The organism is Nocardia sp. NPDC055050, assembly GCF_053608345.1.
Map to the genome: position 1 here is coordinate 1 of NZ_JBSGVG010000027.1, position 17,580 is coordinate 17,580.

Sequence of the window (17,580 nt, forward strand, 5' to 3'; positions counted from 1 at the left end):
GGGCCGTTTTCGTGTGCCGAGGGGCCTGGCGGATCGCCGACCCGGCTACACCTGGTCGCCGGGTCGGCGATCCAGCGTCCCGAGGCCGTGGATCAGAATGCTCACGGCGACGTCGATCAGTTCGTCGAGCGGCAAGGGTGCGTCGGCCAGCGTCCAGTCCACCATCAGCTCGGTCATCCCGCCGGCGAACAGCATTGCCGCGATCGCCAAGCGATCGGTGGCGGGAACATGGAAGTAGGCGTCGGCGAAACCGGCGATCAGCTGGGCGAATTCGTGCATGACCGCGCGCCGGTGCACCTCGAGCTCCGCGCTGACTCCCACGACCTCGATGAAGATGACCCGGGCGCGGCGCGGGTCCGCGGCCACGGTCCGAACGAAGGCGTCGACACTGGCGTGTGCCTGGGGAGCCAGATCGGGTTCGGCACCCGCGAGCGCCGCCAAGGTCGCGGCGCGGACCTGGTCGATCTGACCGTCGTAGACCGCGCGCAGCAGTGCCTCACGATGAGTGAAGGACTCGTAGAAGTACCGCTCGGTCAAACCCGCGCGGTCGCAGATCTTCTTCACCGAGGACGCCGGATAGCCGATGGTGCCGAACAGTTCCAGGCCGGCCGCGAGGAGAGCGTCTCGACGCTCAGCGCTTCGACTCTCCTTGTCCCGCCCACCGTAGCGGCGCGACGGAGCTCGGTTCCCGGACGGAGCGTCGGTCTCGGTCACTGTCCTCCCGCATCCGGCTACCTGATCTAGAAGGTCTCCATCCTAGTCATCGGCCCGCGGTGGGATCGCGATCGTCCCGTAGTCGAGTCCGCCGTGGGTGAAAGTCGGCACGACCGGCCACTGCCGCTTCCAGTTCGCGCATTCCGAGGAGGCGATGACTTGCAGCCAGCGCGGATCGCGCGGTGACCGGGAAGCCATGGTCTTCTCCTTGACCATGGAATCGTATTGATCCAGCGAGTCTTCGAGAGTGTTCGCGTTGAGGACGACTTCGCGGCCGTAGAACTGCGCCTGCTGCCGGACCCCGGGAATCCTGGACAGTTCCGGTTGCCAGCTGTCGGCGGCCATCCCGTTCTCCGAGGACACCCACACACCGTCGGGCGTGTTCACGCACAGCGAGTGGTTCCCGTCGGTGTGCCCGGGTGTCCACAGCAGGCTCACCCCGACACCCAACTCGACGTCACCGTCGAGGATTTGCAGCCGCTCGGCGGGGACGCCGTCCATACCGCCGTCGACGTACCATGCCCACTGCATCGGGTGCACCGATTCCAGCGTGCCGAGTTCGGTGCGCTGCACGAGCATCCGCGCGTTCGGGAACAGCGGGTCACGCGGGCCGGACTCTCCGTCGATCGGCACGTCGCTGCCCATGATCATGCGGATGTCCTGCACGTGCAGATGGTCGAAGCTGACGTAGTCGACATCCTCGTTGCGCAGGCCCAGCCGGGGCAGCACCGCCTCGGGATCGTTGTAGTACTTGACGAACAGCGACTCCGCGCGCAGCGTGCGCGAGAGCTTCTGTAGTTTCGCGTAGAACGGGGCCTTGCCCGATCCGGCCGCGACGGTGGGCTCCCAGACCAGCGTTCGGAGCGTGCCGTCGAATCCCTCGAACTGGACCACGAACATCCGGTTGATGATCGAGATCATCGGGTTGGGGCCGATCGAATAGCCCTGGAACGCGAATCGCTGCGGATACGGGGCGGCGGCGATGTCGAAGCTCTTGACCGCACGCACCTGCCCCTGCCGGAGGAACCGCTCGCGGTAGCGGCGCGCGCCTTCGCGCACCGCCTCGAGCCGGTCGCCGCGCGGCCACACGTCGTGGACACCGGCGAACTCCGGTATCGGCCGGATGTCGCCGAGAGCGTCGGTTGTGGTCATGTCCGGTTTCCTGTCGTCGGCGTGGGTGGAGGTTCGGTGGGGCCACAGACCTTGTGTTCATAGTCGGCCCGGCTCGATGAATCATGAACGGCGGCAACCTGATCCGGGACCATGCCGAGCAGGACACGGTCGCGCAGGGCGGCCGGGAGCACGTTCACCGCGCGCAGCAGCGCTCCGATGTAGCGGGGGACTGTCACCTCGAATCGCGGGCGTTCGATCGTCCGGAGGACGGCGCGGGCAACGTCGGCGGGCTGGAGCAGTGCCACCGCGCCGGTGGCGGTGCCGGTCGCCAATTCGGTGTCCACGACGGTCGGCATGATCACCGAGAGTTCGACCCCGCTGCCGCGCAGTTCCGCGCGGACCCCGCTCAGGTAGCCGAAGACGGCGTGCTTGGTCGCGGCGTAGGAGGACTCACCGGGCGGGGCGAGCTTCGACGCGGCGGAGGCCACGGTGACGATGTGCCCGGCGCCTCGCGCACGCATGGCCGGTGCGGCGAGGGTCACCCCGTTGATGACGCCGTGCACGTTCACGTCGAACTGTCGTCGCCGCGCCGCCTCGGGTTCCCGATCGAACGGGCCGACCCACATCACCCCGGCGTTGTTGACGAGCACATCGAGCGGTCCCCACACCTGCTCGACGGCGGCGAGGAACGCCGCGAACGAATCCCGGTCGGCGACATCGACACCGAAGCCCCGCACCTGCGCACCCAGTTCCGTCGCGGTGGCGCGGGCCGCCGATTCGTCGATGTCGCCGATCGCGACGCGCTCGCCCGCGCGGGCGAGCTGCGCGGCGATCTCCCTCCCGATCCCACGCGCACCGCCGGTCACCGCGATGACCTGCCCTTTCATTGCCTGTCCCAATTTTGACATGAAGTCATGTCAACAAAGTACAGGACAATCGCGCGTTTTGACATGAGTTCTTGTCAGTTGACCTGTTTCCCGAGATGATGCACGGCATGGATCGAAATCTCAGCGCGACACCGTCGCGCGCCAGCCGAATCGTGGCGGCGGTCATGCTGCTGACAGTGCGCCGACTGGGCTCGCGGCTTCCCGCCACTCGCGCCGGCGTCCGTATCGGACGCGCGGCAATGCACGGGTTGCGCCTGGTCATGCCGTCCTGGACGGTGGCGCGTTTTCCCGTCCACGAACACGCGGACAACGAATTCGCGGTCCGCGGCGAATGGGTGAACGCAGTACCCGAGCCACACGAGCCGGTCGTCTACTACCTGCACGGCAGTGCGTACTTCTCCTGTTCGCCGGGCACCCACCGCGGCCTGGTCGGGCGGGTGGGTCGCGCGAGCGGACGCCCCGTGTTCGCCGCACGGTACCGGCTCGCGCCCGAGGACCCGTTTCCCGCGGCACACGAGGACGCGCTGCGTGGGTACCTCTGGTTACTCGCCCGCGGGCATCGACCCGCCGACATCGTCGTCGCCGGAGACTCCGCGGGCGGGCATCTGGCACTGGCCCTGGCCGGCGAGCTGGCCCGGCGCGGACTTCCACAACCGTCCGGGCTGGTGTTGTTCTCGCCGGTGGCCGACCCCACCTTCGGGCTGGCCGCGACGAAGGAACCGGGCATACGCGACCCGTACGCCTCGGCCACCACCGGCAACCGGCTGGTCGGCATGTACGTGGCGGGGTCAGACCTCGCCGATCCTCGCCTGGACGTCGCGGCGGGGATCGTCCCCGGCTTTGCGCCGATGCTCATCCAGGTCGGCGGGCTCGAGGTCTTGCAGGCCGACGCCGAACACCTCGCGGCAACCGCCCGCCGCGTCGGCGTGCGCTGTGACCTGCAGATCTGGCCCGGCCAAGTCCACGTCTTCCAGGCCGGCTATCTGGCCGTCCCCGAAGCAGTCGCCGCCTTGGCCGAGGTCAGCGCGTTCGTCACCGGGATCGAGCGAGCGAGCGGCCCGCCGGATCGGATGCCCGCCTGATCAGCCGGCGTCGGCGGGTGCTCATCGAGGGAGCAGCGGCCGGGCGCTGTGGGTGCCCGCCCGCCGCCCCGAGAAGATGCAGTCGGCCAGCGAGAGGCCACTGATGTAGGAGTTCGAACAGACCCCGACCGCGGCGCGCCCCGCGGCGAACAGTCCCGGCACTACTCCCCCGCTCTCGAGACGCACGGCGCCGGTGTCCTCGTCCACCAGCAGGCCGCCGAGGGTGAGCATCGGCATCGGGTAGGTGAGCCGCGCCTTGAACGAGATATCCAGCAGGGCGAACGGTCCGGTGCGCAGCGGGCGGCGGATGTCGTCGGGCTTGCCCAGCGGATCGGGGCGGTTGTCCTCGATGGCACGGTTGTGCGCGTCGAGGGTCGCACGCAGGGCGGACCGGTCGATACCGGCGCGTGCGGCCACCTCCTCGACGGTGTTCCCCGAGACGCGCCCGATCCGCAGCAAACGCTCGGTCTGCATTCGCTGGAACCACACCGACTGGGTACCGATCTGACCGCGAGCCTCGGCCTCCAGCTCCGCGTCGACGAGCAGCCACGCGCGATGACCCGGACTGGCGGCGATGGCCGCGCCGAGGGCCGCGCCGTAGCGAGACTCGTCGATCATGCGCTCGCCCAGGGCATTCACCGCGATCGCTCCGAAGAAGGCGCTGGGCGGCGCGATGAACCGCCAGGTCGACAGCGCGTCCATCTTGCCGCTCGCCGCACCGATGTCGAGCGCCATGGTGATGCCGCTGCCGTCGTCACCGGCGCTCCCCAGCGGCAGTCCCTGCGACCACGGATACGCGGGGGCGTGCCGTGCGACCATCTCCCCGTTCGCGATGAACCCACCCGTGGTGAGCACCACGCCGGATCTCGCCTGGATCCGGACCGGCACACCGTATCTGCGCTCGATCCGGGCCAGCAGCTTTTCCACCGCCCGGCGCAAACCCTGGTGATACACACCGGGTTTCGCCGAGATCCGGGCGAGCGCGGCGAATCGTCGCCGTACCGCCGCGGGCGCGTCGGCGATCGTGAGCGCCTCGATGCCCGTCACGCGCCCGTCCTCGACAACGAGCCGAGTCGCCCTGGTTCCGGTCCGGACGCGAACGCCGTGCTCGGCCGCCGACGCCGCCAGCGGCCCGAACAGCGCCTTGCCCGAGACGCCGGGACCGTGCGTGCGGTGACCGCGTTGACGTGGTTTCGCGAGATCGCGGTAACCGCCGGAGTTCTCGCTGCCCGAGTAGTACAGGTAGTAGTCATCGGTCGGATAGGACGTCTTGTACGGGCACACCGAGGGCTGGAAGGGCACGCCGTGCCCGGTCAGCCAGTCGATCATCGCCGGGGATTCTTCGCAGAATCGGCGCAGCGTCGCGGCGCTCACGGCGTCACCGACCTCGGCCTGCAGGTACGCGAGCATGGTGTCGACGTCGTCGTCGATGCCCGCGTCGCGTTGCACCCAGGTGCCGCCACCCGCGTACACGATGCCACCCGACAGTGCCGTAGCGCCGCCACCCAGATACCGGTCGACGGCCAGCACTTCGGCGCCGGATTCCCGCGCGGCCAGCGCCGCGGCCGCTCCCGCTCCGCCGTATCCGACGACCACGACATCGGCTGCGTCATCCCAGGCCCGCACTTGTCCACCCTTCCGAGCACGGGCCGACCGCATCGTCGCCCGATCAGCCGAACTATAACGTGTTCTAGATTTTCGGCACCAGTCGAGTCGCGGGACAGCGGGCCGTCAGGACATCAGTCCACGGCCGGTGGTGAGGGGCAGATCGGTGGCGGTGAGCAGACCGGGGCGGGCCTCGACCACGGCCGAGACGGCACTGACCAGGCGGGCAGCGGTGCCGACCACACCGGCGAGAGCGTGGTCACCGTCGCTGGTGAGCTGCAGGTCCAGCCGGTAGTCCGGTTCGCCCTGGATTTCGACGCGGTAGCCACCCTTTCCGGTCGGCTGTGGCCAATCGGGAGCCAGGTCGGGGTGCAGACGGGTGACGTGCTCGAGAGTCAGCACCTCGCGGTCGGCGCGGATGCCGTGGACTTGGAAGCGCAGCGCGGCGGCCGTACCCGCGGCGATGGTGCGGTCGCCGACGGTGAGATCACCGGTGGCCGGCAACCGGTCGAAATGTTGTGTGACCGAATCGAGTTCGATGTCGAGCGCGGCGGCGAGCTGCCGGATGACGCTGCCCCAGGCAAGGGTGAGGACGCCGGGTTGCAGCAGCATGGGCAGGGCATCGAGGTCACTGCCGAATCCCATGATGTCGAAGACGACCTTGGGATTGTCATAGGTGGAGTAGTCCATGATCTCCGAGCAGATGATGCGGTCGATCCGTTCGGAGCCACTGGAGAGCAGCAGCGGCAGCCAGTCGTTGGCCCAGCCCGGGTCGATGCCGTTGACCCACAGGGACGCACCGCCCTCCTCGGCGGCCGCGACGATCGGGGCGATCGCTTCGTCGGGCAGGGTGCCGTACGGGTATTGCAGGAAGACAGGGCTGCTGGAGACCACATTGATGCCGGCGCGCAGGAACCGTTTCAGGTCCTCGACCGATTCCATCAGCCGGTCGTCGGCCATCGCGGTGTGCACGATGCAGTCGGGTTTCAGGGCCAGCAGGGCGTCGGCATCGGTGGTGGCGGTGATGCCGGTGTCGACGGACAGCCCGGCGAGCTCGCCCGCGTCCTTCCCGGCTTTGGCCGAGCTCGACACCCACACGCCGACGAGCTCCAGTTCGGGCCGGGCGATGATGGAACGCAGCGCTCGCGCACCGACGTTTCCGGTGCTCCATTGGATTACACGGTAGGTCATGTCAGATCCTTTGCGCGGGAGTGGATCACAGGTCGGGCAGGCCGAGTTCGAAATTGGGGCTTTCGATGCCGCCGTCGACCTCGAGAATCTTGCCGGTGACATAGCCGCCCGCGCGTGAACTGAGGTAGACGATGGCCGCCGCGATTTCCCAGGGCTCGCCGAGCCGACCCAGCGGGGTCGCGGCTTCCATCGTGGCCTTGATCTCGGGTTGACTCGCAACGACATCCAACGCGGAGGTGAGTACCGACCCCACCGCGATGGCATTGACGCGAATACGTGGAGACAGATCGGTGGCGGCCAGCCTGGTCCAGTGCGCGAGAGCGGCTTTGGCGGTGCCGTAGGCGAGGAAGCCACGGCCCGCGGTGCGGCCCATCATCGAGGAGATGCTGACCACCGAGGCGTTGTCCGACTCCAGCAGGTGCGGTACCGCGGCCTGGGTGAGCGCGTGCGCGGTGGACACATTGAAGCGGAACGCCTCCTCCAGGAACTCCGGGGAGGTGGTCATGAAGGTATTGGGCATGGTGCCGCCGACATTGTTGACCACGATGTCGATACGGCCCAGTTCGGCGGCGGCGGTGTCGGCGAAGGCCTTCACCGCGGCCAGGTCGGCGAGATCCGCCGTCACGGTCACAGCACGGCGGCCCAGGGCACGGATCTTCCCGGCGACCTCGTCGAGCTGTTCGGTGGTGCGGGCGGCGATGGCGACGTCGGCACCGGCTTCGGCGAGCGCGAGCGCGGTGGCCGCGCCTATACCGCGGCCCGCTCCGGTGACGATGGCAACGCGACCGTCGAGCCGGAAGGCATCCAGGATCATGGTGCAAGCTCCTCTCTGAGATGGCCGCATGTGGCTGCGGTCACACTGCATCTTTAAGAGATTTCGCTTAACTGTCAATGAGTACTTCTCAATCCTGTTGATGAACGGCTACTGTTCGATCTGTGGCAGCAACAGCAGCGCGGGAACGCCTCATCGTCGCGGCGGAGCGTCTGATCGCCGAGCACGGACGGTCGGTACCGCTGCGCGATATCGCCGCTGCCGCGGGTCAGCGAAACAATTCAGTGATCCAATATCACTTCGGGTCCCGCGACGGGCTCATCGCGGCGGTGGTCGAGTTCCGGCTGGCGACATTGGAAGTGCGGCGGCTGGAATTGCTCGCCGAACAAGCAGGCTCGGGTCGGCCACCAGGCTTGCACGGATTGCTCGAAGCCTTGGTGGTGCCGATGTTCGAGCTCGGCGAGCGGCACGGAATTCACCACTACGCCCGTTTTCTCGAACAGATCCAACCCCACCCGTCGATCTCGGATGCGACCAATCTCGACAGCGCGGAGCGCACGTCGGTGCGCGTCATCATGCAGGGCCTCGACCGCGAGCTCAGCGCCTTGCCACCACGATTGCGGGTTCGGCGGCTACGGGCGCTGACCACCATGCTTTTCGCACTCCTGGCCGATCACGAACGTGCGGCCGAAGCAGGGGATGCACGGGCCACGGATACACAGGTGTGGGCAGAGATCATCGACATGCTAGCCGGATCACTCGCCGCCCCCGTCAGCACCGGTGGTGTGCTGACGCACGACGCCCGGGTGAGCTGACGTCACCCGCTCGACTCGCCGGACAGACACCGGCGGGCGTTCCACACCGGCACCTGACAGCGTCGGCCCAGCAGTTGTGCTGTTCACCGGTGGCTACCGCTGCCGTCGGGTGGCGACCGCGGCACCTCGGCGCGATCCCGAACGCATCGCCGGTCAGCGCGACGGCGGAGGCGAGTCCGAATCGCGGTGCAGGAGCCACCAGGCGACGATGAGGTCGTCGGTCCGGCCCAGATCGAGGCCGGTGAGGTCGGCGAAGCGCGTGAGCCGATTGCGGACGGTATTGCGGTGCAGGTACAGCCTGGCCGCCGTGTCGTCGACGCGTTGATCGCAGTCGAGGTAGGTCTCGACCGTGCCGAGTATCTCCTCGGCCCCAGCATGGCGTCGCAGCGGCGCGAGATGCTTGTCCGCGAGCAGTCGCGCGGTGCCCTCGGCCTCTCCGAGCAGCGGCAGCGGGCCCAGCGATCCGAGATCGACCAGGCCGCTCCTGCCGTGCCGCACCGCGAGATCGAACGCGCGCCGCGCTTGCCGGTACGACGCCGTGGCATCACCGAGCAATACCGCGGAGCCGACCGCGACCACGCTGCCCTCCGGCAACGCGTCCGGAGTCCGCGGCAGCAGGGCGACCAGATGCTGATCCACGACCGTGTCGACGACCGGGAGCTTCGCCGTCGAACCCCGCGCTCGCAACGCGGCGAGCAGGTCCGTCGCCGCGGCGGTACCGTTCCACGCGGCGCAGGCGATCCGGTACCGATGCTCGGGATCGAGCCGGTGATCGCGCGCCTCGGCGCGCAGCACAGCGGGCGCTACCGTGCCGTCGACAAGGCTGCGCAGAAAGTCGGCGCGCCGCGCGGCCCCGGCTACTGCCCGCTCCCGCAGCACCCGGTGCACGGCGGTGGCGGACGCGGTCGCCCATTCCCAGGTGAGGTCCTGCATCTCGTCGATCTCGGCGGCAGGCACCCCGTGCGCGGCGGCGCGGCGACGGATCAGCTCGAAGATCCGGCGCGCGCCGATCTGCAGGCTGTGCGCCACCAGATCCAGGGGGATCTGCTGGTCTGCCCAGGTTCTCGCCAGGGTGGTGAGCTCGTCGAACCCCGCGTGCGCGGCTCCTTCGTCGCCCAGTTGCGCCACGACGATGCGCAACACGGCACGGGTGTTGGTCTCGATCGAGGCCGCGTCGACCTGGTCGTAGACCGGGATGTTGTCGCGGTACAGCCGCGTCAGGTCCGCGGCCATCTCGTTGAGTGCGGGATCGACCTCCGCGATCATCGCGGCGATGCGCGCCGCGATCTTGCGCCGGTGCGGTCCCAGCGCCAGCGCGGGCACCGGCTCGCTGGTGTGCATATGCACAGTCAACTCGGTTTCCTCGCCTATTTCAACGCCGCTGACTGGACCCAAGAATGGCATGTGCACAGAGAGCGCGGCAGCGGGCGGCGCTCGATCGCTGGGAGGCACGCATGGTCGTCGGTGTTCGGTCCGCACCTGGGATGGCGCCCGTTCGGTGGTCACCGCCGACGGTGACTCCCCGCGCCGGGCAGCGCCGAAGTACGCCACCGATGCCCCCGGTCCGGCGGATCGAACTCCCCGGCGCCGGCCCCGAGGATGTGGTTCTCGGCGCCGACGGTCTCGTCTACACCGGCATCGCCGACGGCCGGATCCTGCGGGTCGACATCGCCACCGAGGGCGTCGAGGTGGTCGCGAACACCGGTGGCCGCCCGCTGGGGCTCTGCGCGGTCGGCGATGGGTCACTGCTCATCTGCGACGCGCACCGCGGCCTGCTGCGCTGGACCGGTACCGAGATCGAGGTCCTGGTGGGTGCCGTCGACGACGGCCCGCTGAACATGGCCAGCAATGTCGTCGGGGATCCGCGCGACGGCACCGTCTATTTCACCGCGTCTTCGCGCCGTTGGCCGCTGGAGCTGTGGATGGGCGACCTGCTCGAGCATTCCGGGACCGGCCGCCTGTTCCGGCATTCCCCCGACGGGACGACCGCCACCCTGCTGGACAACCTCCAGTACGCCAACGGCATCGCCTTCGCACCCGATCGGGCGTCGCTGATCGTCGCCGAGACGGCGGCCTACCGGCTCAACCGCTACTGGGTGCGCGGCCCGAAAGCCGGTACTCGCGAGGTGCTGATCGAGAATCTGCCCGGCTTCCCCGACAACATCGCCCTCGGCTCCGACGGACTGATCTGGGTCACGCTGGCCGCACCGCGTAATCCCCTGCTCGATCGCCTGCTGCCCGCACCGACCCTCGCGCGAAAACTGTTGTGGCGGGTACCCGATCGGCTCAGGCCACGCCCCGCCCGTACTGCCTGGGTGATCGCGGTCGATCACGCCGGGACCATCGTCCACGACCTGCAGCGCGACGGCGCGGACTACGCGATGGTCACCGGCGTGGCCGAGGCGAACGGCACGCTCGTGCTGGGCAGCCTGGACGAATCCGCCCTCGGTCTCACCCACCGACCCTCCTGAATTCCAGCGGGATCCCCCGCCGCCGTTCCCCTTTCACCGAAAGCAGAGACATGGACTTCGCTCCCAGTACCCGCGCCACCGACCTGGTCGGCCGAGTACGCGGCTTCATCGCCGAGGAGATCACCCCGATCGAGGCGGACTATCACCGCAGCGTGGCCGCGCTGCGCGAGACCGGCGCCGACCCGTGGGATCCCCTGCCCGTGCTCGGCGAGCTGCGCGCCAAGGCCCGCGCGGCGGGTCTGTGGAATCTGTTCCTGCCCGCCGCCCATGCAGGCCGGTACGCCGCGCGCTTCGGGACCGACGGCGGCACCGGCCTCACCAATGTCGACTACGCGCCGATCGCCGAGGAGACCGGGCGCTCGTTCCTGGCGCCGCACGTCTTCAACTGCAACGCACCGGATTCCGGGAACATGGAGGTGCTGCTCCACTACGGCGACGCCGCGCAGCGGGAGCGGTGGCTCGAACCGCTGCTCGACGGCAGCATTCGGTCTGCCTTCGGGATGACCGAACCCGGCGTCGCCTCCTCGGACGCCACCACGATGGCGGCCACCGCCGTCCTCGACGGCGACGACGTCGTCGTGAACGGCCGCAAATGGTGGACCACCGGTATCGGCCATCGTGACTGCGCGGTCGTCCTCTTCATGGGCCTGACCTATCCCGAGGCCGAGAAACACCGTCGGCACACGATGGTGCTCGTACCTGTCCGCACTCCGGGCGTGAAGATCGAACGGATGCTGCCCGCGATGGGCCGCTACGACGAGCCGTTCGGGCACGGTGAGGTGTCGTTCACCGACGTGCGTGTGCCCGCCGCGAACATCGTCCTCGGTCCCGGCCGAGCGTTCGAGATCGCCCAGGGCCGTTTGGGTCCCGGCCGCGTCCATCACTGCATGCGGCTGATCGGCCTGGCCGAGGCCGCGCTCGCCGCGGCCTGCGAACGCGCGACGACGCGGACCGCGTTCGGCAAGCCACTGGCCCGGCTCGGCGGCAACCGGGAACGCATCGCCCGGGCGCGGATCGCGATCGATGCCGCGCGCCTGCTCGTCCTGCACGCGGCATGGAAGCTCGATACCGTCGGTGCGTTCGGCGCGCTCAGCGAGATCAGCCAGATCAAGGCGCACGTGCCGTCGATGGCGCAGGACGTCATCGACTTCGCCATGCAGATCCACGGTGGTGCGGGACTTTCCGACGATGTGCCGCTGTCGGCGGCCTGGACGACCGCCCGGGCGATCCGCCTGGCCGACGGTCCCGACGAGGTGCATCTGGACATGGTCGGACGGCTCGAGCTCGCCGAGTACGGGCAGGGGCGGTAACCATGTCCAGAGTGCTCATCACCGGTGGCGCATCCGGTCTCGGAGCCGCGCTGGCGCGGCGCTTCGCCGCCCGCGGTGACCGCGTCGTGGTCACCGATCTCGCCGACGACGCCGTGGTCCCGCCGGGTGCCTCGTATCTGCGCGCGGACATCACGTCCGAGCAGGACTGGGACCGGGCCCGCGACACCGTGCAGGCCACCATGGGCGGCCTCGACATCCTGGTCAACAACGCGGGTATCGCCGCGGGCGGGCGCATCGACCGGGTGCCCGCCGAGGAATGGGCCCGGGTCATGACCGTCGATGTCCTCGGCGTGGCGACCGGGTGCCGGACCTTCACCCCGATGTTCGAAGCGCAGGGCGGCGGTCACCTGGTCAATATCGCCTCGATGGCGGGACTCGTCCACCCACCGGCCATGGCGCCCTACACCGCCGCCAAAGCGGCCGTCGTCGCACTCAGCGAGAGCCTGCGCTACGAACTCGCGCCGCACGGCATCGACGTCTCGGTGGTGTGCCCGTCGTTCTTCCGCACCGATCTGGCGTCTTCGCTCGGCAACGCCGATCCCCTGATGACCGAAGTCGCCCGTCGCCTGATCGACGGCGCCGAGGCCGACGCCGACGACATCGCCGAAGCCGCGCTGGCCGGTATCGACGCGCGCCGCTTCCTCGTCCTCACCGACCGATCCGGGCGCGTGGCCTTCTGGACGAAACGACTGCTGCGCCCGCTCTACGACCGGCAACTGACCGCCATGGGCCGTCGCATCGCGACCGCCGACGACAAGGAGACCTCCCGATGAGCACCGGCACCATCGTCATCACCGGCGCCAGCTCCGGCCTCGGCGCCGAGATGGCCCGCCAATTCGCCGAGCGCGGTTACGATCTCGGGCTCTGCGCCCGCCGGGCCGACCGCCTCGACACGCTGCGCGACGAACTCCTCGCCGCCCACCCCGGCATCGTCGTGCGCACCGCCGCGCTCGACGTCACCGACGATGCCGCCGTGCAGACCGTGTTCGAGAAGTTCCGGGCCGAATTCGGCGGCCTCGACCGGGTCGTGGTCAACGCGGGCCTCGGCCACGGGGCCCCATTGGGCACCGGTGGGCACGCGGCCAACCGGCGCACCGCCCTCACCAATTTCGTCGGCGCGCTCTCGCAGAGCGAACACGCCCTGGCGGTGTTCCGCGCGCAGGGCCGTGGCCACCTGGTCCTCATCTCCTCGTTCTCCGCGTTGCGCGGCATGCGCCGGTCGATGACCACCTATGCCGCGAGCAAGGCGGGGGTCGCCTCGCTCGCCGAAGGGTTGCGCTCGGAACGCATTCCCGGCGTGGATATCTCCCTGATCTGCCCCGGCTACATCCGGTCGGAGATGACCGACGGCAAGGAAGGTCGCACCACCTTCCTGGTCGACACCGAGCCCGGCGTCGCCGCGATGGTCCGCGCGATCCAAGCACGCAAACCCGTCGCCTACGTCCCGGCCTGGCCATGGGTTCCGCTGTCGGTCGTGGTGAAGCTGCTCCCCGTGTCCCTGCTGCGGCGGCTGACGTGACCGAGTCCTCCTCCCCCGCCGATGCCCGTGCCGTCCGCACCGAGGACGCTTTCGATGTCGCCGCCCTGACGGAATGGCTACGCGCCGAAACAGGCGAATCACTGACCGGCATCGCACAGGTGCGCCAATTCTGCGGCGGCGCTTCCAATCTCACCTACCTCGTGCAGTACCCCGAGTGTGATCTGATCCTGCGCAGACCGCCCGGCGGACACCGCGCCGAGGGCGCACACGACATGGCTCGCGAGTACCGCGTGCAAACCGCCCTCGGCCCGGTGTTCGACTACGCGCCGCCGACAGTGGCGTTGTGCGAGGACGACAGTGTGCTCGGCTCGCCGTTCTACCTGATGGAACGTCTCGACGGACTCATCCCCCGGAAGGAACTCCCGCCCGACCCCTCCTGGACAGCATCGCGGGTGCACGCACTGTGCACCAATGTGCTCGACGTGCTCGTCGACCTGCACACCATCGACCCCACCGCCGCAGGGCTGAACTGGATGTCCAAGGGCCCCGGATACATCACCCGGCAGGTGTCGGGCTGGTCCGACCGCTATCGCCGCGCCCGCACCCGCACTGTCGGCTCGTTCGAATCCGTGATGGCGTGGCTGGCCGCCAACCAACCGCCCGATCGCGCATCGGTGCTGATCCACAACGACTTCCGCTTCGACAACATCGTGCTCGATCCCGCCGATCCCACCCGTCCGATCGGGTTGCTCGACTGGGAGATGGCCACCATCGGCGACCCGCTGATGGATCTCGGCGGCGCCCTGGCCTATTGGGTCCAGGCCGACGACAACCTCGCCTTCAAGTTCTTCCGGCGCCAGCCCACCCACGTTCGGGGCATGCTGACCCGCGACGAAGTGGTCGAATACTATTGTCGCCGTACCGGCATCGGTCTCACCGACCGCGAGTGGGCCTTCTACGAAGTCTTCGGCCTGTTCCGTCTGGCGGTGATCTGCCAGCAGATCTACTACCGCTACTATCACCGCCAGACCACCAATCCGGCCTTCCGCTCCTTCGGCCTGGCCGTCCTGCTCCTGGAACGGCGCTGCCGCGCCGTCATCCGGCGCGACAAATAGGCGCGTCGGGACCACAGATCTCGTCGGATGCGGAAGTCCCCGGATCGTTCGAGCAACCCAGAAGATGCGTAGTCCGGCCGGGGTCGCGCCCCGAGATCTGATTCAGGGCGAATTCGCCGGGGAAAGCCGGTGCGGGAGAATGTCCAGGTGAGCACGGACGGCGACCTCGACCACGCTCTCGACTTGCGGGTATTACCGGCGGTCGAGTGGCGGGCCGCCGCGCGCGCACATCGTGACCGGCTCGATCGGTTGGTCGGGCCGTATCTGGAGCGGCGGGCGGCGGGGACCACCCATCCGGTCATCGATTTCCTTTTCACCTACTACGGCCATAAGCCTTCACAGCTGCGTCGGTGGCATCCGGGGTTCGGGATCGGGCTGCGTGCGGCGGGCGACTACAGGGGTGCGCGGGGGTATGCCGAGCATCCGGATGAGCACGGAGTGTTCACGGCCGACCCGGCCTACCTCGCCAAGCGGCGCGACACGATCGGGTTCGTGTCCGGCCTGCTCACCGCTACCGCGCGCCGTCCGGCGCAGTTGTCGTGTTTCGGGCTGCACGAATGGGCGATGGTCTATCGCACCGACGACGTGCGGCATCAGCAGGTTCCGCTGCGTCTGGGACACGCGGGGACGGATGCGGTGGTGGAGTCGATGTCGTTGCGGTGCACGCACTTCGACGCGTTCCGGTTCTTCACGCCGGAGGCGGTGGGGCGCAATGCCGAACCGCTCACCCGCGCGGACCAGGTGCAGCGGGAGCAGCCGGGGTGTTTGCACGCGAATATGGATCTCTACAAGTGGGGATTCAAGCTCGCGCCGCTGATCTCCTCGGACCTGCTGCTCGATTGCTTCGAACTCGCTTGCACCGCACGGGAACTCGACATGCGGGCCAGCCCCTACGATCTGTCGGGCTTCGGCTACGAGCCGGTGCGCATCGAAACACCGGCCGGACGCGCGGAGTACGTCCGATCCCAGGCGGCGATCGCCGAATCCGCTGACGCACTGCGGGACCGCCTGCGGCTGGCCTGCGCCGACTTGTCGTCGGCGCAGGCCAGGATCGACACCGCGGACTAGCCTCGTTCGGTACCGGCGACGGGGGGATCGTCGGCGACGTCGACCTTGTCCGGCGAGGCCTCGGTGACGAGGGCGAAGTCACCCTCGTGCAGCTCGGTGCCCTGGTCGACGGCGACCTCGACCAACTCGATGCCGCGATCCATGCGCAGGATCAGCGGGTCGTCGCGCAGGTCCTTGTACAACGACACACACATCGCCACCATCACCACCAGGAACGGCAGCGACACCACGGTGGTCAATGCCTGGAGGCCGGTCAGAGCGCCGCCGAGGTTGTCGGAATCGGCGATCACCAGCATGATCGCGGCGACCGCGCCGGTGGCCGCGCCCCAGAAGATGACGACCCACTTCGACGGTTCGATGCTGCCGCGTTCGGACAGTGTGCCCATCACGATGGAGGCCGCGTCGGCACCGGAGACGAAGAAGATCGCGACGAGGATCATCACCACCACCGTGGTCACCGAGGTGATCGGATACTGGTCCAGCAGGTGGAACAGCGCGAAGTTCGAATCGACCGAGCCGTCCGGTTCGGTGAGGTCGCCGTGTTCGGCCTGTTCGGCGATGCCCGCGCCACCGAAGATCGCGAACCACAGCAGACTCACCACGCTCGGCACCAGCAGCACGCCGGTCACGAACTGACGGATGGTGCGGCCGCGGCTGATCCGCGCGATGAACATGCCGACGAACGGCGTCCACGAGATCCACCAGGCCCAGTAGAAGATGGTCCAGCTCGACAGCCATGTCTGCATCGCGTCGTCGCCGGCGCCGGTGCGTGAGGCCATGGTCGGCAGGCTCTCGATGTAGTCGCCGATCGAGGTGGGCAGGATATTGAGTACGAACAGCGTGGGGCCCGCGATGAACACGAACGCCGCGATGGCAAGGGCCAGCACCATATTGATGTTGGACAGCCACTGGATGCCGCGTTCGACACCCGAGACCGCCGACAGCACGAAGGCCACGGACAGGCCCGCGATGATCGCCACCAGACCGATCTTTCCGATGCCGTCGATCCAGCCGTTGAACTCCATGCCCGCGCCGATCTGCAACGCGCCGAGACCGAGTGACGCCGCCGAGCCGAACAGGGTCGCGAAGATCGCCATCATGTCGATCGCCCGGCCGCCGATCCCGTCGGCGTGCCGGCCCAGCAGCGGCCGGAACACCGAGGAGATCAACTGCGAGCGGCCTTTTCGGAACGTGCCGTAGGCGATGGCCAGGCCCGCGACGGCGTAGATCGCCCACGGGTGCAGTGTCCAGTGGAACAGTGTGGTGGCCATGGCGACTTCCGCGGCGGCCGGTGATCCGGGCTCGGCGGTATGCGGCGGGGGGTTCACGAAGTGCGACAACGGTTCCGCCACACCCCAGAACATCAGACCGATGCCCATGCCCGCGCTGAACATCATCGCGATCCACGACACGGTGCGGAATTCGGGTTTCTCGTCGTCGGCGCCCAGCGGGATCCGGCCGTAGCGGCTGACCGCCAGCCAGATCACGAACACCACGAACGCGGTGGCGGTGAGCACGAACAACCAGCCGGTATTGGTGATGACCCATTTCTGAGCGGTACTCGCCGCGGAGGCGAGGCTCTCGTCGTCGAGGACACCCCAGGCGACGAAGGCGAGTGCGCCGATCGCGGTGGCGCAGAAGATGAGCAGATCCAGCCTGGGCTTGCCCGGCGACCCATCGGCTACCGATCCGCCCGGCGGCGGTGCGGTGCCGGAACTTCCTACGACATCGTTCGACATGGGTCCGAGTCCTCTCCGATCGCGGAAACTCCCCGCCTTTTCAGACGCGCTGGTCGTGCAGAGCAACCGTACAGCGTATGGGCGGCGACCCGAGGTAAGCGCGAGCCCGCCCCACACCCTGTTCCCCGAAACACCCTTCGGCAACCATTCGATCGCCTTACTATTCGTGATGCGGCACAACTGTCTGAGCCAGTTGT

16 protein-coding genes are annotated in these 17,580 nt (G+C 68.5%); 8 read left to right on the forward strand and 8 right to left on the reverse strand.

Annotation, left to right across the window (positions count from 1 at the left end):
- Nucleotides 1–45: 45 nt before the first annotated feature.
- The 3 genes from ACWGCN_RS24505 to ACWGCN_RS24515 are packed head-to-tail and all read right to left on the reverse strand — an operon-like array spanning nucleotide 46 to nucleotide 2,714.
- Complete coding sequence (locus tag ACWGCN_RS24505; RefSeq protein WP_378995206.1) at nucleotides 46–714, reverse strand: TetR/AcrR family transcriptional regulator; 669 nt, start codon at nucleotides 712–714, stop codon at nucleotides 46–48.
- A gap of 42 nt (nucleotides 715–756) precedes the next feature.
- Complete coding sequence (locus ACWGCN_RS24510) at nucleotides 757–1,866, reverse strand: hypothetical protein (RefSeq protein WP_452460154.1); 1,110 nt, start codon at nucleotides 1,864–1,866, stop codon at nucleotides 757–759.
- Nucleotides 1,863–2,714 (reverse strand): SDR family oxidoreductase, encoded by an 852-nt coding sequence (locus tag ACWGCN_RS24515; RefSeq protein ID WP_378995211.1) that lies wholly within the window; start codon nucleotides 2,712–2,714, stop codon nucleotides 1,863–1,865. Before ACWGCN_RS24515 ends, ACWGCN_RS24510 begins: the two co-directional genes overlap by 4 nt.
- 107 nt (nucleotides 2,715–2,821) lie before the next feature.
- Between ACWGCN_RS24515 and ACWGCN_RS24520 the strand changes: the two genes are divergently transcribed.
- The gene (locus tag ACWGCN_RS24520) at nucleotides 2,822–3,796 is read left to right on the forward strand and encodes an alpha/beta hydrolase (RefSeq protein WP_452460152.1); all 975 of its coding nucleotides are present in this window, start codon (nucleotides 2,822–2,824) and stop codon (nucleotides 3,794–3,796) included.
- 21 nt (nucleotides 3,797–3,817) lie between these two features.
- On the opposite strand, the gene ACWGCN_RS24525 is transcribed toward ACWGCN_RS24520, so the two are convergent.
- The 3 genes from ACWGCN_RS24525 to ACWGCN_RS24535 form a co-directional block, all read right to left on the reverse strand.
- Nucleotides 3,818–5,455 (reverse strand): FAD-binding protein, encoded by a 1,638-nt coding sequence (locus tag ACWGCN_RS24525; RefSeq protein WP_452460151.1) that lies wholly within the window; start codon nucleotides 5,453–5,455, stop codon nucleotides 3,818–3,820.
- 72 nt (nucleotides 5,456–5,527) lie between these two features.
- Nucleotides 5,528–6,592, reverse strand: coding sequence for an NAD(P)H-dependent amine dehydrogenase family protein (locus ACWGCN_RS24530; RefSeq protein ID WP_452460150.1), 1,065 nt, complete (start codon nucleotides 6,590–6,592; stop codon nucleotides 5,528–5,530).
- Between the two features lie 25 nt (nucleotides 6,593–6,617).
- Nucleotides 6,618–7,406, reverse strand: a complete 789-nt coding sequence (locus ACWGCN_RS24535; RefSeq protein WP_379318348.1) for an SDR family oxidoreductase — start codon at nucleotides 7,404–7,406, stop codon at nucleotides 6,618–6,620.
- A gap of 122 nt (nucleotides 7,407–7,528) precedes the next feature.
- On the opposite strand from ACWGCN_RS24535, the gene ACWGCN_RS24540 reads away from it, so the two are divergent.
- Nucleotides 7,529–8,179, forward strand: coding sequence for a TetR family transcriptional regulator (locus tag ACWGCN_RS24540; RefSeq protein ID WP_452460149.1), 651 nt, complete (start codon nucleotides 7,529–7,531; stop codon nucleotides 8,177–8,179).
- 153 nt (nucleotides 8,180–8,332) lie between these two features.
- On the opposite strand, the gene ACWGCN_RS24545 is transcribed toward ACWGCN_RS24540, so the two are convergent.
- A complete protein-coding gene (locus ACWGCN_RS24545) occupies nucleotides 8,333–9,526 on the reverse strand; it encodes a PucR family transcriptional regulator (RefSeq protein ID WP_452460156.1) in 1,194 nt (397 codons plus the stop codon).
- 137 nt (nucleotides 9,527–9,663) lie between these two features.
- Here ACWGCN_RS24545 and ACWGCN_RS24550 point away from each other — a divergent pair, with 137 nt between their 5' ends.
- The 6 genes from ACWGCN_RS24550 to ACWGCN_RS24575 all read left to right on the forward strand — a co-directional run bounded on the left by ACWGCN_RS24550 (nucleotide 9,664) and on the right by ACWGCN_RS24575 (nucleotide 15,644).
- On the forward strand, nucleotides 9,664–10,650 hold the full coding sequence (locus ACWGCN_RS24550; protein ID WP_452529108.1) for an SMP-30/gluconolactonase/LRE family protein: 987 nt from the start codon (nucleotides 9,664–9,666) through the stop codon (nucleotides 10,648–10,650).
- A 50-nt stretch (nucleotides 10,651–10,700) separates the two neighbouring features.
- Nucleotides 10,701–11,960: an acyl-CoA dehydrogenase family protein gene (locus ACWGCN_RS24555; protein ID WP_378995227.1), complete on the forward strand. Its 1,260-nt coding sequence runs from the start codon at nucleotides 10,701–10,703 to the stop codon at nucleotides 11,958–11,960.
- A gap of 2 nt (nucleotides 11,961–11,962) precedes the next feature.
- Nucleotides 11,963–12,754, forward strand: a complete 792-nt coding sequence (locus ACWGCN_RS24560; protein ID WP_452460147.1) for an SDR family NAD(P)-dependent oxidoreductase — start codon at nucleotides 11,963–11,965, stop codon at nucleotides 12,752–12,754.
- Nucleotides 12,751–13,500, forward strand: coding sequence for an SDR family oxidoreductase (locus ACWGCN_RS24565; protein ID WP_452460146.1), 750 nt, complete (start codon nucleotides 12,751–12,753; stop codon nucleotides 13,498–13,500). The genes ACWGCN_RS24560 and ACWGCN_RS24565 overlap by 4 nt, the downstream gene beginning before the upstream one ends.
- Nucleotides 13,497–14,576, forward strand: coding sequence for a phosphotransferase family protein (locus ACWGCN_RS24570; RefSeq protein WP_378995234.1), 1,080 nt, complete (start codon nucleotides 13,497–13,499; stop codon nucleotides 14,574–14,576). Before ACWGCN_RS24565 ends, ACWGCN_RS24570 begins: the two co-directional genes overlap by 4 nt.
- 147 nt (nucleotides 14,577–14,723) lie before the next feature.
- On the forward strand, nucleotides 14,724–15,644 hold the full coding sequence (locus tag ACWGCN_RS24575) for a 3-methyladenine DNA glycosylase (RefSeq protein WP_452529110.1): 921 nt from the start codon (nucleotides 14,724–14,726) through the stop codon (nucleotides 15,642–15,644).
- On the opposite strand, the gene ACWGCN_RS24580 is transcribed toward ACWGCN_RS24575, so the two are convergent.
- The gene (locus ACWGCN_RS24580; RefSeq protein WP_378995238.1) at nucleotides 15,641–17,383 is read right to left on the reverse strand and encodes a BCCT family transporter; all 1,743 of its coding nucleotides are present in this window, start codon (nucleotides 17,381–17,383) and stop codon (nucleotides 15,641–15,643) included. The genes ACWGCN_RS24575 and ACWGCN_RS24580 overlap by 4 nt on opposite strands.
- Nucleotides 17,384–17,580 lie beyond the last annotated feature (197 nt).